Source organism: Acinetobacter sp. ANC 4648 (assembly GCF_002135345.1).
Lineage (GTDB): Bacteria > Pseudomonadota > Gammaproteobacteria > Pseudomonadales > Moraxellaceae > Acinetobacter.
Genome location: NZ_NEGI01000005.1, coordinates 45193 through 61766, shown reverse-complemented (window position 1 = coordinate 61766; position 16574 = coordinate 45193). Strand labels below are relative to the sequence as shown.

14 protein-coding genes are annotated in these 16574 nt (G+C 37.0%); 6 read left to right on the top strand and 8 right to left on the bottom strand.

The genetic code is table 11. The features are described from left to right. Positions 1-181: 181 nt before the first annotated feature. Both rarD and B9T27_RS09805 read left to right on the top strand, forming a co-directional pair. On the top strand, positions 182-1105 hold the full coding sequence (gene rarD, locus B9T27_RS09810; protein WP_086206649.1) for an EamA family transporter RarD: 924 nt from the start codon (positions 182-184) through the stop codon (positions 1103-1105). A gap of 231 nt (positions 1106-1336) precedes the next feature. Then, positions 1337-2794 (top strand): glyceraldehyde-3-phosphate dehydrogenase, encoded by a 1458-nt coding sequence (locus B9T27_RS09805; protein WP_086206648.1) that lies wholly within the window; start codon positions 1337-1339, stop codon positions 2792-2794. 138 nt (positions 2795-2932) lie between these two features. On the opposite strand, the gene B9T27_RS09800 is transcribed toward B9T27_RS09805, so the two are convergent. Further along, complete coding sequence (locus B9T27_RS09800) at positions 2933-3790, bottom strand: SDR family oxidoreductase (protein WP_086206647.1); 858 nt, start codon at positions 3788-3790, stop codon at positions 2933-2935. A 116-nt stretch (positions 3791-3906) separates the two neighbouring features. On the opposite strand from B9T27_RS09800, the gene B9T27_RS09795 reads away from it, so the two are divergent. The 4 genes from B9T27_RS09795 (at position 3907) to B9T27_RS09780 (ending at position 8269) form a co-directional block, all read left to right on the top strand. Beyond that, positions 3907-4281 carry a winged helix-turn-helix transcriptional regulator gene (locus B9T27_RS09795; RefSeq protein WP_086206646.1) on the top strand — a complete coding sequence of 125 codons (375 nt, stop codon included), beginning with the start codon at positions 3907-3909 and terminating at the stop codon, positions 4279-4281. A gap of 359 nt (positions 4282-4640) precedes the next feature. Then, a complete protein-coding gene (gene cgtA / locus B9T27_RS09790; protein ID WP_086206645.1) occupies positions 4641-5858 on the top strand; it encodes an Obg family GTPase CgtA in 1218 nt (405 codons plus the stop codon). A gap of 41 nt (positions 5859-5899) precedes the next feature. Further along, complete coding sequence (gene proB / locus B9T27_RS09785) at positions 5900-7033, top strand: glutamate 5-kinase (RefSeq protein ID WP_086206644.1); 1134 nt, start codon at positions 5900-5902, stop codon at positions 7031-7033. Between the two features lie 201 nt (positions 7034-7234). Further along, complete coding sequence (locus tag B9T27_RS09780) at positions 7235-8269, top strand: tyrosine-type recombinase/integrase (RefSeq protein WP_228146201.1); 1035 nt, start codon at positions 7235-7237, stop codon at positions 8267-8269. Positions 8270-8858: 589 nt separating this feature from the next. On the opposite strand, the gene B9T27_RS09775 is transcribed toward B9T27_RS09780, so the two are convergent. The 7 genes from B9T27_RS09775 to B9T27_RS09745 form a co-directional block, all read right to left on the bottom strand. Beyond that, entirely contained in the window at positions 8859-9506 is a 648-nt protein-coding gene (locus B9T27_RS09775) for an HAD-IB family hydrolase (RefSeq protein WP_086206643.1), read from the bottom strand. Continuing rightward, a complete protein-coding gene (locus B9T27_RS09770; RefSeq protein ID WP_086206642.1) occupies positions 9473-10678 on the bottom strand; it encodes a DUF1615 family protein in 1206 nt (401 codons plus the stop codon). Before B9T27_RS09770 ends, B9T27_RS09775 begins: the two co-directional genes overlap by 34 nt. Positions 10679-11130: 452 nt before the next feature. Continuing rightward, positions 11131-11235 carry a hypothetical protein gene (locus B9T27_RS15070; protein WP_086206871.1) on the bottom strand — a complete coding sequence of 35 codons (105 nt, stop codon included), beginning with the start codon at positions 11233-11235 and terminating at the stop codon, positions 11131-11133. Between the two features lie 446 nt (positions 11236-11681). Continuing rightward, positions 11682-12062, bottom strand: coding sequence for a PaaI family thioesterase (locus B9T27_RS09760; RefSeq protein ID WP_086206641.1), 381 nt, complete (start codon positions 12060-12062; stop codon positions 11682-11684). Between the two features lie 53 nt (positions 12063-12115). Continuing rightward, entirely contained in the window at positions 12116-13366 is a 1251-nt protein-coding gene (locus B9T27_RS09755; RefSeq protein WP_086206640.1) for an OprD family porin, read from the bottom strand. Between the two features lie 69 nt (positions 13367-13435). Further along, positions 13436-14575, bottom strand: coding sequence for an acyl-CoA dehydrogenase family protein (locus B9T27_RS09750; protein ID WP_086206639.1), 1140 nt, complete (start codon positions 14573-14575; stop codon positions 13436-13438). A gap of 90 nt (positions 14576-14665) precedes the next feature. Then, a complete protein-coding gene (locus B9T27_RS09745; RefSeq protein WP_171263380.1) occupies positions 14666-16549 on the bottom strand; it encodes a feruloyl-CoA synthase in 1884 nt (627 codons plus the stop codon). Positions 16550-16574 lie beyond the last annotated feature (25 nt).

Below are 16574 nucleotides of genomic sequence, written 5' to 3'. Positions count from 1 at the left end.
TAACGGTCCTGCGTTGCTAAAGTCATGGTTGAAAATGCTGTTTTTATCGGGCTAAATAAAAAATATGATTGCTCATTTGAATATAATTTTTATTTTTTACCAAAGGGTATTGGTTGATTTTTACTGTTAAAACAGTGTGTTTCTGTATAATGATTTTTTTAGATGATAGATGATGTCGGCTATGTATAAAGGGATCACATTGTCCGTACTGGCATCTGTCACTTTCGGTATTTTATATTTTTATACACAATTATTAGGTGATTTTGATAGTCAGCAAACTTTTGGTTGGCGAATTATTGCCACCTTACCATTCCTGACTTTATTTATGTTTTGGAGTGGGGATATGCTCCACGTAAAAACAATTTTCTATAGAGTTATTCAAAAACCAGTGTTGTTATTGGCTTTAATAACCACTTCACTTCTCAGTTGCTTTCAATTATGGCTTTTTTTGTGGGGGCCAATGAATGGCCGAGGCTTACAGGTTTCTTTAGGGTATTTTCTACTACCTTTAGTGTTGGTTTTGGTTGGAAGTTTAGTTTATAAAGAAAAATTATCTAAATTCCAAATGCTTGCTGTTGTATTTGCTTGTCTGGGGGTAGCACATGAGTTTTGGCGATTAGGGAGCATTGCATGGGAAACGCTGTCTGTTGCAGTCGGGTATGCACTATATTTTCTGATCCGTAAAAAAATTCAGACAGATAATCTGGGTGGCTTTTGGTGGGATATCGTCATTTGTATGCCTGTTGCAATATATTTTACCCAAACGGGACTTTTGCCGAGTTTGAAATTTGTTGAAGCACCGAGTTTAATTTTAATTGTATTGGGTTTAGGCGTGTTAAGTGCAATTGGACTTGGCAGTTATATTCTCGCAAGTCGTTTTTTACCGCTGATAGTGTTTGGATTGCTCAGTTACTTGGAGCCTGTATTACTGGCTTTAGTCTCATTGGCTTTAGGGGAAAGCATTACAGCTGATGAGTGGTTGACTTATATTCCAATTTGGTTGGCTGTGTCCGTACTTGTGCTCGAAGGCGTTTTACATTTATATCGGCAAAAAATGAAAGCGCAAGATTTAACTAAAAATATTGCCCAATTGGATAAAAACTAAGCTTAATATCCGCTTAAAGTGATTTATCTTTTTTGGTGATGTTTTCGATTAGAATATTTTTCACTATAAAACGACTCATCATGCAAAGAATTATGACTATTTTGTCAGTTTATAGTGAATATATAGCAATAATTACGCTGCGCTGTCAGCTTTTGATTCATTCTTTTTGATAATTCCTTTACAATTGTCAAGTTTTGAAATTAAGTTTAGATATAAATAGAGGACGTATCTGTGAGCAAAGAGACTATCATCGCCCTACATGCAGAGCACCAAGGTCGCTGGAAAAACCGTGAAGAAATTGCGGAACGTATGATTGCAGTCATCGGTCAATTATACCGTGAGAAAAATATTGTCACTTCTGTTTACGGTCGTTCTTTAGTTAACCGTTCAGTTATCCAAATTTTGAAAGCACATCGTCGTACTCGTATGATGGATGTTGAACTTTCAGTTGTGCATACTTTCCCGATTTTAGAAGCTTTAGCTAAATTAGAAAATATTGGTTCAGCTGAGGTTGATCTTGGTAAACTTGCAGTTGCATATAAAGAAAAAGGTGGCGATATTGATGCATTCGTTGCCGATGCTGTTCAAGCTCTAGAAGGTAATCCTGCTGTAGTAGAACCGAAAGATGTGGTTCTCTATGGTTTTGGTCGTATCGGTCGTATCCTTGCTCGTTTGATCATTGGTCAATCAGGTTTAGGTCGTGGCTTAAACTTAAAAGCAATCGTTGTTCGTAAATCATCTGATGGTGATTTAGAAAAACGTGCATCTTTACTTCGTCGTGACTCTATTCATGGTCCATTTGCAGGCACAATTTCTGTAGATGAAGCAAACGAAGCGATTATTGCTAATGGTAACTTTATTAAAGTTATTTATGCATCTAGCCCTGCAGAAGTAGATTACACAGCGTATGGTATTAACAATGCACTTGTGATTGATAATACGGGTAAATGGCGTGATGCTGTTGGCCTTGCTGAACATTTGAAATGTCCAGGTGTTGCTCGTGTGGTATTGACTGCGCCAAGTAAAGGCGAAATGAAAAATGTCGTTTATGGCGTAAACCATACTGATATTTTAGATGAAGACAAAATCATCTCTGCTGCAAGCTGTACTACTAATGCAATTACACCTGTACTTAAAGTATTGCATGACAAATATAAAGTGCTTAATGGTCACGTTGAAACAGTTCATTCATTTACCAATGACCAGAATTTGATTGATAACTACCATAAAGCGGATCGTCGTGGTCGTGCTGCGACTTTGAACATGGTTATTACTGAAACTGGTGCTGCTAAAGCTGTTGCTAAAGCTTTGCCAGAGTTACAAGGTAAATTAACCGGTAACTCAGTACGTGTTCCTACACCAAACGTATCACTTGCAATTCTGAACTTAACACTTGAGAAAGAAGTCGATCGTGAAGAAGTAAATGAATACATTCGTCAAATTTCAATCAACTCTAGCCTACAAGGTCAGATTGGTTATACTAATTCGACTGAAGTTGTATCTTCTGACTTTATCGGTTCACGTACAGCAGGCGTATTTGATGCTCAAGCAACCATTACTTCGGGTACTCGTTTAACTGCTTATGTTTGGTATGACAATGAAGTCGGTTATAGTTGCCAAGTTTTACGTATTGCTGAACAAATGTGTGGCGTAAGCTATCCAAAAGTTCCTGCTGAAACAAATGCATAATTTGTAGCAGCATAAAAAACCCGACTTTATGTCGGGTTTTTTATGGCTTAAAATTTTTAGACTAAATTTGTATTGAATGTTTTAAATAACTTCACATTAAGTTTGTTAGAGTAAAAAACCCGAAGCAAGAGTAATCTATTAGGATTCAAACAAAGTTTTGACTTGATCTTGAATGAAAGTGGTTTTACGACCAAGTAAATTCTCTAGGTCTTTACTGTCACTAAACATTGCACCTTTTGCTGCTTGTACATCTGCATCTACAATCACTTCTACTAGTTTTTCTGGCAAACCAGCTTGAGTCAGTGCTGTAGTGTAATCTTCAGGGCTGATATTTTCATATTTCACGAATTTTCCTGATGCGTCAGCAATATAATTTGCCAAATTAGAGAGGGTGAAACTGGTAGAGCCAGCCAATTCATAAGTTTTATTGTTATGGCCTTCAGATGTTAAAACTTTGGCCGCGGCTTCTGCATAATCTTGACGTGACGCGGAACTAATTTTTCCATCTTTAGCGCTACCATAAAGTATGCCTTGTTCAGCAGTGTGTTGAACATTTGCTAAATAATTTTCGTTATACCAATTATTACGTAACAATGTATATGTTAAACCACTATGTGTAATTAAAGTCTCTGTTTCACGGTGTTCTTGAGCTAAACCCAGTGGGCTTTTATCCGCATTAAGCAAACTTGTGTAAGCAATATAAGGCACTTTGGCACGTTGCGCGGCTTCAATCACAGCTTTATGTTGTGGTGTACGGCGCCCAATTTCATTGGCTGAAATGAGAAGTAGTTTGTCGATGCCGATTAGGGCTGGAACTAATGTTTCGGATTGATCATAGTCAAAATGTCGTAGTTCAATGCCGAGTGTTTTTAAGCTTTTAGCTTTGGCATGATTACGAACCAAAGCAACAATATTGTGTGCAGATACATGTTCTAACAGTGCTTCGATAATAAAATGACCGAGTTGACCTGTCGCACCAGTAATCGCAATTTTCATATTTTCACCATTTTGATTGTGTGTTTTTTAAACTTGATGGTATTATCTTAATCACAAAACTTACTAAATGTAAGTACATACCTGAAAGTAAGCTTATTTCTATTTGGAGAGCTTTAATGAGTGTCTATGTAACAAGTAAAATGATTGGCCATGTTTTGTCTAGTGAATGTCCATCACGTGAAATATTAGAGCATTTAACCAGTAAATGGTCAGTATTGGTTTTACGGTGTTTGAGTGAGGGGGTGCAACGTTTTAGTGAGTTAAGAAAACGTATAGAGGGAGTAAGTGAAAAAATGCTGTCACAAACCTTGAAGGTGTTGGAGCAAGATGGTTTTATTTTACGAACGGTTTATCCTGAAGTTCCACCGAAAGTAGAGTATCAACTCACAATTTTAGGAGCACAAGCAGCAGAAAAAATGAATTATTTGATTGGCTGGATTGAACGAAGTTTGCCTGAGATTTTAGAAAATAAAGATCGTTTATCTAAATAATTGTAATTAATCGGTTGGCTTGTCTTTTTTAGTGAGCTATTTATTGCGATGTATCTGAATTTTTAATGATGAAGAGTAAGAGTAAGAGTAAGAGTATACAAGCCCATTAATATGATGAGCAAAGTATTGAGCCAAACTGACTTTAAGTGTTAGATGGTTAAAAATAAAATAATGGGTATAACGTTGAAGGTTGCTGTATTGCCATGAAATAGAGCTGCAATTTTATGTATAAAGCACACTTTTAGCGATGAAATTGGACAGCAATAGTAAAATTCATGTAATGCTGAATAATACTATTCGAGAAATTCTTTAAAATATGGCAGAATATGCGGTTTTAAAGTATTTAGAGGATTGGCAGCATGCGCTTTGTTGATGAAGCAGTCATTACCGTAGAGGCTGGCGACGGTGGCAATGGCGTAGCCAGTTTTCGCCGTGAAAAATTCGTACCATTTGGTGGTCCAGATGGTGGTGATGGTGGTCGTGGTGGGATGGTTTATGTTCAAGCCGATGATGACACTAGTACCCTCGTAGATTTTCGTTATACCCGTAAATATCGTGCAGAACGCGGTAAAAATGGCCGTGGTGCGAACTGTGCTGGTCGCGGTGGGGAAACGATAACATTGAAAGTTCCTGTGGGAACGACCATTGTTGATACCGAATCAGGCGATATTATTGGTGACTTAGTCGCAGATGGTCAAAAAGTATTGGTGGCATTGGGTGGTGATGGTGGTTTGGGTAATACCCATTTTAAAACTTCAACCAACCGTTCACCACGTAAGTGTACGCATGGTATTAAAGGTGAATACCGTGAAATTCGTTTAGAACTTAAAGTTCTTGCGGATGTTGGTTTGTTGGGTATGCCAAATGCAGGTAAATCTACCTTTATTCGTGCAGTGTCGGCAGCAAAACCAAAAGTTGCAGATTATCCATTTACTACTATGGTTCCAAATTTGGGTGTGGTCGATGCAGATCGTCATCGTTCGTTTGTCATGGCAGATATTCCAGGACTAATCGAAGGGGCTTCTGAAGGTGCAGGTTTAGGTATTCGTTTCCTTAAACATTTAGCACGTACCCGAATTTTGCTTCACATTGTTGATGTGCAGCCAATTGATGGTTCAGATCCAGCATACAATGCGAAAGCGATCATGGAAGAGTTAAAAAAATTCTCTCCAACGCTGGCGCAATTACCAATCGTTTTAGTTTTGAATAAATTAGATCAGTTGGATGATGATACGCAGGAAGAATGGTGTAATCATATTCTTCAAGAATTACAATGGGATGGTCCAGTATTTAAAACTTCAGGTCTACTTGAAGAAGGGACGAAACCCGTTGTTTATTATTTAATGGATCAAATTGAGCAACAACGTGAGTTGGAAGCTGAAGATCCTGAATATGCTGCAAAAATGAAAGCATTCCGTGATCAACTTGAAGCTGAAACACGTGAACAAACTCTTGCTGCCAAAGAAGCATATCGTGAAATGCGTCGTCAACAACGTCTTACAGGTATATTGGGCGATGATGAAGATGAAGACGACGATGGTGAAGATGGCGATATGGAAGTGTTTTACGTACGTTAATTTCTAATAGATAAGTAGCTAGAAGCGTAACTGAGGACAGGATGATAGAAGTGGTGGATGGGCAACGTCAGCTCAAGGCTTGTAAACGAATCGTTGTTAAAATCGGATCATCTTTACTCACAGCAAATGGGCAAGGTTTAGATATAAATGCAATTTCGCATTGGGCGAAACAAATTGCAGATCTACACAATGCAGGACACGAGATTATTCTGGTGTCATCAGGTGCTGTGGCTGAAGGGATGGTGCGCATGAAACTTGATAGCCGACCCACCGATCTACCCAGTCTTCAGGCATGTGCTGCGATTGGTCAAATGGGCCTCATTCATACTTGGTCGAGTGTGTTAGAAAAACATACTATTCAAACGGCTCAAGTTTTATTGACCCATGATGACTTAGCAGATCGTCGTCGTTATTTGAATTCGTGTGATGCTCTACAAAACTTAATTGATTGGAAAGTTATACCTGTCATTAATGAGAATGACACTGTTTCAACGGATGAAATTCGCTTTGGTGATAACGATACTTTGGCTGCGATGGTCGCGGGTCAGGTGCATGCAGATTTGCTGATTATATTGACAGATCAGCAAGGTATGTTTGATTCAGATCCACGTTCCAATCCAAATGCAAAACTATTTCATACCGTTCGAGCTTTAGATGAGAGTCTATTTGATATGGCGGGCGGTGGTGGCAAGTTTGGTCGAGGTGGAATGTTGACCAAAGTTCGTGCTGCCCGTTTAGCTGCGAAATCAGGTTGTCCAACATTAATTGCCAGCGGTGAAAGTGACCAAGTGCTTGCTCGCTTAATGCGTGGTGAGATGTTGGGTACTTTATTCATTACTGATAATGACCGAATCACTGCGCACCAACAATGGTTAGCTGCACACCTGCAAACAGCAGGACGTTTGGTTTTAGATGATGGTGCTGTTAAAGCCATTAAAGAAAACCATCGTAGTTTGTTGCCTGTGGGGGTGAAAGCAGTTGAAGGGCATTTTGATCGGGGTGATGTGGTTGAATGTGTGGATACGCAAGGCCAACGCATTGCGGTTGGACGAGTGAATTTTGGTTCACGTTCTGCTGAAATTGTGAAAGGTTTATCATCAGATAAAGTGCATCAAGTTTTAGGTGAGGCGCGTTCTTTAGAGATGATTCATCGGAATCATATGGCAATATATTAGCAATAACACACCATAACGTAACATAACACTAAGGCTTGATTCTGAAAGGGATTGAGCCTTTTTGTTGTGTAGTGCAAAAACATGCAATAGACTAACGAGAGGTTAAATTGGGAGGTTAAATGGGAGGTTAAAAAAATTAATCGCCATAAAATTTAAAAACTCTTAATTACCTGAAAGCTAAATAATTGCTGTGAGGTCGCCGTGTTATCTAAATTGCAGATTGATGCTATCAAGCCAACGAGTAAATTACAGAAAATTAATGACAGTGAAATGCTGTATTTGTTCGTATCCCCAACAGGTCGCAAGACATGGAAAGTCCTCTACACGCTTGATGGTAAAAAGAACACAGTCACACTGGGAGAGTATCCAAAGGTACTCAATGCCAAAGATGCACGGTTAAGACGTGATGAAATAAAAAAACAAATATCTGAGGGTATCCACCCAACAGAACAAAAACGACAGGACAAGATTAAAGATTTATCAGAAATGTCATTCGCCGATCTGATACAGCTCTATGCTGAAAAAGTGACACCGCATAAGCGTGGTGGACGTGTGGAAATTATCATTTTGAATGGCTATATAAAATCATTCCCTAGGTTGATGAAAAAGCCTGTTAATCAGCTTGGACAATTGGACATGATTCAGTTTAGGGATGAGCGTTTAAAAAAGGTTAAGAGTGCAACAGTAGCAAGGGATTTAGGCTTATTAAGTGCTGTATTTAAATATGCACGACAAGAACTAAGAATTATGACCAATTCCCCATTGGATGATGTAGCCAAGCCTAAACAGTCAGTGAGTAGAAACAGACGTATTTCACAAGATGAGATAGATAGAATCCTAGAGGCATTTAAATATGATGGATATTCACAGCCAATAACTAAAAAACAGCAGACCGCTTGGGCTTTTTTATTTGCTATTGAAACGGCGATGAGGGCAAGTGAAATAACAGGCTTAAAGTGGACTGATGTTTACGACAAGCATGTTGAACTTGAAGTCACAAAGAATGGCACAGCGAGAAAAGTCCCATTATCTAAGCGAGCAATTGAGCTTTTAAGCTATATGAGGGGAATAGATGAGATAGAGGTATGTACCGTTAAGAATAATGTTGCTGAGGGTGAAACAGGTAGAGGCGGATTGTCTGCATACTTTACCCAGGTGGTAAAAGGTAAATTAAAAATTAATGATTTAACTTTTCACGATACCCGACATGAGGCCATTTCTGAAATGTGGATTTAAAATCTGAAATTCTACCGGTACCCAAAATCAGGGCATACCTGACCACCAAAAATAACGAGCAGCATAAGATCGTCAAAACTGGCGAGCTTTACCACAAAGGACAAGATTCTAAATATGACCCTATCAGCATTTTAAATGTGGATGGGCGCATTTTAAATATGCTGTTTTGGTGCGTACTGACTGCGTACCGCGTACCAGTGCGTACCTGATCCACTAAATAGATGAGCAGCCTAAATGCTCACTCCATCAAATGAAGGAGGCCAAAAAACACAGCAAACCAATAACGACAAAGATAGATAATTCAAAAATAAAAGGCATGGGTGGGCTAGGCAGGGCAGTCATTAATAAATGGGTCAATACTTTTAAATATCCCCCTATACCGATACAGGAGTATTTGTATTGTTCACAGTGAATAAAAATAATTTATCACTTGAAAGCAGGGGGTATAGAACACGATGAGAGGTTAAATTGGAGGTTAAGTATTTAAACTTGTTAAAATAATATAATAAAAACAGTTATTTACATGGTTTATATATCGCAATCATATGGCGATTTACTAGATTCCTTATTCATAAAAAACTCGCTTAAATTAAGCGAGTTTTTTTTCATATTCTAACAGTGGGAAAGTTTGATTTTCACCGACCATATAGGCATGGCTGGCTAGACTTAGCATTGCTAAATCCTCTTTGCTATTACCATAAGCATAAATATTTTGGTATTGATTTATATCGTATTTTTCTAGAATACGTAACCGTTTTTGCTCACAACTACAATCTGGCGAGGTATAGCGACCTGTAAAATTATTATCTTTAATTTCGGTCTTGGTACAAATTAAATCAACCGCTAATAATTGGCAGACTTGTGCTAAATATAAATCAATAGATGCTGAGACAATCACAATATCATCACCATTTTGTTTATGTTTTAAAAGTTGCTGATAAATGTCTTGATCTAACTGTGATAGCAATTTCGGGGCATATTCTGCTGCTAATTCTAAAATTTCATCTGCATTAGCATTAGCAAACATCGCATTGAATAATTTTGGGCGCATTGCATGAGCAGGATAGATATTTAAATAATAGGCTTGAATCCATGGCAAAATTTTTATACCTTGCTTAACGATGTGTCGTTTGGATAAAGCATAAAAAATAAAGCCTGTGAAGCTATCTTTCTTGCACAGTGTCCCATCGAAATCAAATAGGGCTAAGTTTTTATTCGTTTTGCGCGTTGCATGCATGTTTCATATCGTCCGTTTACGCGGCTTGCATACCAGTTTGTATTATAATCACGACTGAGTTTAGGGCCTGAGATGACCACTTCGGGCATGATTGCATAGATTGGATCTTTACCGGTTTTTTCTTTGTATATCTTCGAGACAGCAATGTAGGTCTGAGTTTTTTCAAAGCCTTTTTCTTTTTCTTTTTTCAAGTCACTGCGTAATTGCCGCGGAGTTATTAAGACATTATTGCGAGAGAATAATGTAATGAGTGCTTTTTCTGTATCTGTTGTGGCAGGGCGAGCATCACCATTTTTATCATAAGACAATAAGTCACCATCCAAAGATAAATCAGATTCTGTCACTTTATTAATCATTTTTTGGAATGCAGCATTACGACTTGAATATATACCCGAGTTATAATCTGCAAACCGATAAATAGGTTTGTCATAGTTCGCTGGATACATCATTAAACGATGAATTCCGTAATAGAGTCCACCATATTCTGTATATAAATCATCACGTAATTCATTGATACTCATGCTGCTGCGCTTATTTTCTTTAGCGTAGTTAATATGTACCTGCATGGAACCTAATGTGGTAATTGGATTTAATTTTTCAGCAAAATCTTGTCCAACCAGTTTGGCAGCGCCTGTGAGGGCACTGACATGATAATGCTTTGACATATAGTCGAAAATTTCACGATATAGTACATCAAGCTCTTTTTCATTTTTAACACGGCTCATCTGTTTTAGATAATTATCTTCAGGTGAGGGTTGGTTTTTTAAAACTTGTTCAAAATATTCGGCAATAGGACCACCGAGGGTGACGCCTAATTTATCTTCAAATTTTTCTTTAAGCCGAGTGCTAACTTCATGGACTGCTTTGACACCTAAGCCAGGCACATTGGGATTGGCAATAAAGTTAGATTCTTGATCGACCACGGCTATGATGGTGCAAATATTATCTTTGCTACGTGGAATTTTTAGTTCTTCTGAGATGTCAAAAATATCTTGTGCCCATGATTTACGATCATTGACACGACTGGGAATTAGTTGTCGAATTTGTTGACTATCCAGTTGAGGATTATCTTCATTTGACCACCATGAACTATTACTACAAGCACTTAATCCTGAGACTAATGCGAGCAGATAAGAAGAATGAAGAATACAACGATGAACCGATTTTTTCATATTGATGAAAACACATTTAGAAATAGATGAGCCAAATAAGCCGCTATATTATACTATTATCATTATTAAAAGTATGGAGATATATGTATATCGCCCATTAACCACTGTCAAATAATTTAATCCTTGTTCCGATGGGAGGAGAATAACTTTTACTGTTTTTTATTGAGTTAGCTATGATTGGCTTGTGTATATTTTAATCATTTATTATCAGTGATTTATTTGTATATTTTTTGTGTATTTTATCTATCTATATCTAAATATTGGTGTAGATATTTACTGAAATTATTTCAACTTAAATACTCAATGTGTATTAAAAGAACTCATAACGTGAAAAATATTTTTGAAATTTACTAATTTTTTGATTGTGCTTAAGTTTCTTATTATTCTTTAAAGTGCAAATCAGCGTAGTACATGCTATTTATGCTGATTAAAGTTACTTGTTTAAAATAGGTTTATAGAAGATATTCTGCAAATAGATAACCTAGAACAACACCAATGATTGAATATAAGCTGATAATAAAGAATACAAAACTAACTTTATTTTTCTTTTTAAGAATTTAAAAATTTTGATATTTAGTCTCGGTAGTATGCTCTTATCTCACTTCTTAAAGAAATATCATATATCTAGCTTTCTTTTGTATTTAACAAATTAATGTTTTTTTAAATAAAATTTCATATCTTTAAGTTTAATAAAATAAGACTTATAAATTTAAGATTATCTTTTTGTAAAACTTCTATAGAAAAAGCACCTGATCCAATACATAGGAATAGAGTTACATTACTACATCAAGGGGAACGCTTGAACCTGAGAATAAATCAGATATGATTATAGTCAATATAGATATTTTTATCATTTCAGAAAACTTAGCTGAAATAAAAAAGCAATATATCAATAATAATATATTAACTTAATAAATTTCATATGATGAGCCGGCAGTCACTGCTAGCTCATTTTTATTTTAGATAGATTGTTAATTTATTTAGATATTTCAATATAATGACTTTATAAAACTAAAAAAGCAGAGCTGCATTTTGCAATTAATTTACCTTGTTGCCAAGCTTCGCTTTCAATATTTAAAACTTTACTCCCTTGTTTAATAAACCAAGCTTTTGCTTCTATGTTACCAACATGACACGGTCTTAAAAAATCGATATTGAGATTGACTGTTGTTGCAGGTTTTTCTGCTTTATTGAGTGCAGCTAAAATTCCCATAGCATCATCTAGCATGGCACAAATCATTCCACCTTCAACGGTACCTCTTGGATTGGTAAAACTTTCTAAGGTAATATATTTTACATGTATTTGAGCTAAATCTTTATTCCAGTGTAGATCATGACCATTTAACAGATGATGGATCGGTGGTAAGTTTTTTAAATTGAACATTTTTATTTCCTTAAAATAATCAGCCTTCATTAAAAAATGGCTGATTAAAATGATTATTTAAACTTCCATGTGTAATCGATATTAATTCGCGTTTCATTGTTAGGTTTAATATTGGCAGTAGGTAGCATGTTATTATCGTAAATTGCATAACGTGCACGTAAACCTAAATTTTTAAGTAGACCCGTTTGAAGGGTATAGCCTAGGTCGAAGTCGAGTTCATCTTCTTTTAAGTCTGTTCCACCCAAATGTGGTGCGTCAATATTATGACCAGTTGTATAACGCGTCATAAAATGAAGTCCTGGTATCGTATTTTTAAAATCATATTCGTAGCGAAAGCTATAGACTTTTTCTTTGGCATTTAAAAAGTCACCAGGCCATGTATCAATCAGTAAACCTGTTTCACCGCCTGATAAATAAGGAAATGCAGTTTCACCATGATGTTGGAATGTGCTCAAAATAAATTTATGGCTATCATGCTTTAATTCAAAATGTGCATGAAGCAGATCATTATCAACTAATCCAGCTTTGGCTTGCCCCTCATCACGACTTCGGTAATAACGTAATTGTGAGGTAAGATTCGTTCGTTCATTCAGCACATATTTATGCTGTATACCAACTAAGGCTTGATCATATAAATCTTCGACACCGAGATAAAATGACGTAAATTTAAAGGCTTTATTCAAATCATAATAACCGCCAGCGTAATAAAGACCATCTGTTTCCGCAGGTATGAAGCGTTTATTCACTCCAGAGATTTTAATATTTTCATAGTTGGTCGAGTCACGATGATTAACTTGATTGATATATGCCGCTTGTATATCTAAATGTTGAATATCCTTGGATTGAACCGAAATACCTCGATAGGTTTGAGGCAATAAGCGTGCAGGGGAAGCCACTAAAACAGGATTCATTGGCATGAGTGTTCCGACTTTAACTTCGGTTTGACTCATTTTAGCTTTTGCTGTTACACCGACCTCACCATAACTATCAGCAGGTTCATTGCTACGGGCATCACGCGGTAAGTTTCCAGTGCCAGCATGTTCCGCATCTGCATCAAGTTTAAATCCAGCAGTTGCTAAAATATCTAAACCAAAACCTATTTTCCCTTCGGTATAGCCTGAGTTTGCTTTAAGAATAAAACCTTGAGACCAATCTTTTGAAGCAGGATAAGCCGATTGTTCTTGAAAATCTCGATCAAAATAAAAATTCCGAGTGGTCAGTTCGACACTGCTGTTGTCAATAAAATTATTTGCAAAGACTGGTGTAGATAAAAGCATGGATGACGCGATCCAAATTTTCCACATAGTATTTCTTCCTGAAATATTTTTGTTTTCAAAATAATATTTTTTAATGGACAAGGAGGGAATGATGTTTTATTTTCCCAAGAGATCACGAGCAACGATTTCTTTCATAATTTCGTTGGTTCCACCGTAAATTTTTTGCACGCGTGCATCTACAAAAAAGCGTGAAATTGGGTATTCTTGCATATAGCCATAACCACCAAATAACTGGAGTAACTGGTCCATAATTTCGCATTGTGTATCGGTAATAAAGCATTTAAGTGCCGCAACTTCAGTGACGGTAAGTTGTTCACAACGATATAATTCGGCACATTGATTTACAAAAGCCTGTGCAGCCTTTGCTTTGATTTGAGCTTGTGCAAGGACAAAACGAGTATTTTGAAATTGGCTTAGTGCTTGACCAAAAGCTTTACGTTCTAGTACATAGGTTTTCGTCAGTTCAATTGCGCCTAAGATGGAACCCAACGCCATCATGGAAATGCTGAGTCTTTCACGTGGTAACTCTTGCATTAAATAAGCAAATCCTTTACCCATTTCACCTAAGAGCTGATGGGCTGGAACTCGAACTTGATCAAAAAAAAGTTCGGCGGTGTCTTGTGCATGTAAGCCAATTTTTTTAAGCGTACGACCTTTTTTTACGCCTTCAAGATGTGCATCGACCAATAAAATTGAAATACCTTTCGCTCTAGCTTGAGGGTCAGTTTTTGCCACCAATACGATCAGATCGGCATGATGACCATTGGAGATAAATGTTTTTGAACCATCTACTAAATAGTGATCATTTTGTAAAATAGCTTGCGTTCGAATGGCTTGTAAGTCTGAACCAGCATTGGCTTCTGTCATGGCAATAGCACTAACGACTTCACCTGTCACCATTTTGGGCAACCAAAAGCTTTTTTGTTGTTCTGAACCTATATTTTGAATATAAGGTGAAACCAGTTCACTTTGTCCACCTATTGCAACAGCGAGGGAAGTAAACCCAGCTTGAGCAGTTTCTTGTACTAACATCAGTGAATAGTGGACAGGAGCTCCATATCCACCATATTGCTCTGGTACATCTACGCAAAGAAATCCATTTTCACCCAGTTTGTTCCATATTTCACGTGGGATCAAACCTTGTTCTTCCCATTGCTCATAATAAGGTGCAACATATTCATGCAAAAAACGTCGAAAATTATCTCTAAAAAGTTCAAATTCACTATCTAATGGCATAGTTTTACCTTTTTTATAAAAAATAGAGTCGAAAAAGGGAACAACCCCAAAAAAGAGTTGTATAACTTTAAAATTTAGGAATGTTAGAGCTTAGTTATTTAACGTAGGAATTCTAATCAGCAGCGGATGGTCATTAACTTTGTTATATAAGGCATCTACGAGATTACTACGTCTTTTTAAAATATTGCTTTGATTCAGATTACCTTTATCTGTGACTTCCCCCAGATCTAACTGTGGTACTTCCGTCATCAAATACACCATCGAGACTCGATTTGAACTTCCTGTTGAATCTTTATTAAATTCAATTAAAAATTGTTTAAACCATTGCTGAACTTTGGGGTGCTGTAAAATGTCTTGAGCAGAATGTTGAGAAATGGACAAGCCTGCATAAGTTGCACAAGCTTCTAATTTGGGGAAAATCAAGAAACCAATAGCATTTAAATTTGAGCCTGTGATACAAACATCATGAATGAGTTGATTGCCTTGAATGAGAACTTTATTGCGTAGTGTGCCGACATTGACAAAAGTTCCTGTATTTAATTTAAAATCTTCCGCAATTCGTCCGTCGTACATTAAACCTTGGTTTGGATCAGAGACATCTACTAAACGAACAGCATCACCAGTACGATAAAATCCTTCATCATCGAATACTTCAGATTTTTGCTCTTCGGTTAAACGCCAATAAGCGTGCATTACATGTAATCCACGAACACAGAATTCTAGTTTATCGTTGTTAGGTACAAGTTTAATTTCGCAGCCAGGTGCGGGGAAACCGACGAAACCTGCCATGACATGCGGACCTGTAGAAAAGGTGCAAGATGGTGCTGTTTCAGTCATGCCTAAACCACACATAATACGAATTCGTTCGCCACAATGTTGTTGTGCAATATGGTCTAGTCGATTCCAACCTACTTCTGAAAGTGCTGCGCCTGCAAAAAATAGGATTTTGACGTTGCTAAAAAATGAGTCTCTAAGAACTGGATCATTTTCCAAAGCTTCGGTCAGTTCTTCCCAACCTTTCGGAACATTTAAATATACGGTGGGTGAAATTTCTTTTAAGTTTCGGATGGTTTCATCAAACTTACCTGCAACGGGTTTACCATCATCAATGTAGATTGTTCCACCGTTATATAAGGCAATCCCCACATTATGACTGCCCCCAAAGGTGTGGTGCCAAGATAACCAGTCTAATAAGATGGGTGGAGTCTCTTCAAATTCAGGGAAAGTTTGTAAAAGCATTTGCTGATTTACACATAGCATTAAATGTGTCGTTGGAACTGCTTTAGGTAGTTTTGTTGAACCTGAGGTGAACAAAAATTTAGCAATTTGATGTTCATTTAGGGTTGAATAATGCTGTTCGATATTTTGTGTGGTTGTATCTAATAAACTTTGAAATGACGTACAGTTTTGATCAGCAACTTTTCCAGAATAAGTCACAATTTCTACATCATCTTTTACACAAGTTTGAATCGCTTGAGCAAAGGCATTTCCATCATGCGCAAAGACCATGCCTGGGGTTAATACTTCGAATATATGTTTAAGTTTGGCAAAGTCTTTTGAAATAAGTGAGTATGCAGGGGATATTGCAGAAAAAGGAACGCCAGCAAGCATTGCAGCCATTGAAAGTGTCAAATGCTCAAGATCATTGCCAGATAGAATGACTAGAGGGCGTTGAGCAGAAAGTTCTGAGCGATTATGTAATGCCTGAGCAATATTCCATGCGCGTTTAACGGTTTCAGCATAACTTAACTTTATCCATTCACCGTGTTGATCTCTTTTAGCGGCAAAAGTACGATCTGGATGAGATTCAGCATATTGTAATAATCGATCTGTCAGTTTTTGCGGATAATTTTTCAATTGTTCTTTTGGAGAGATATAGAGCATTTCATTGTCATAATGAAAATTAATTTCATGTCCACCAAGTTTTACTAAACGCTCAGGATAGTTCCGCGGGGCAGCATTCATTTGCGCCATTGTCTTACTCCATGTAAATTTTTTA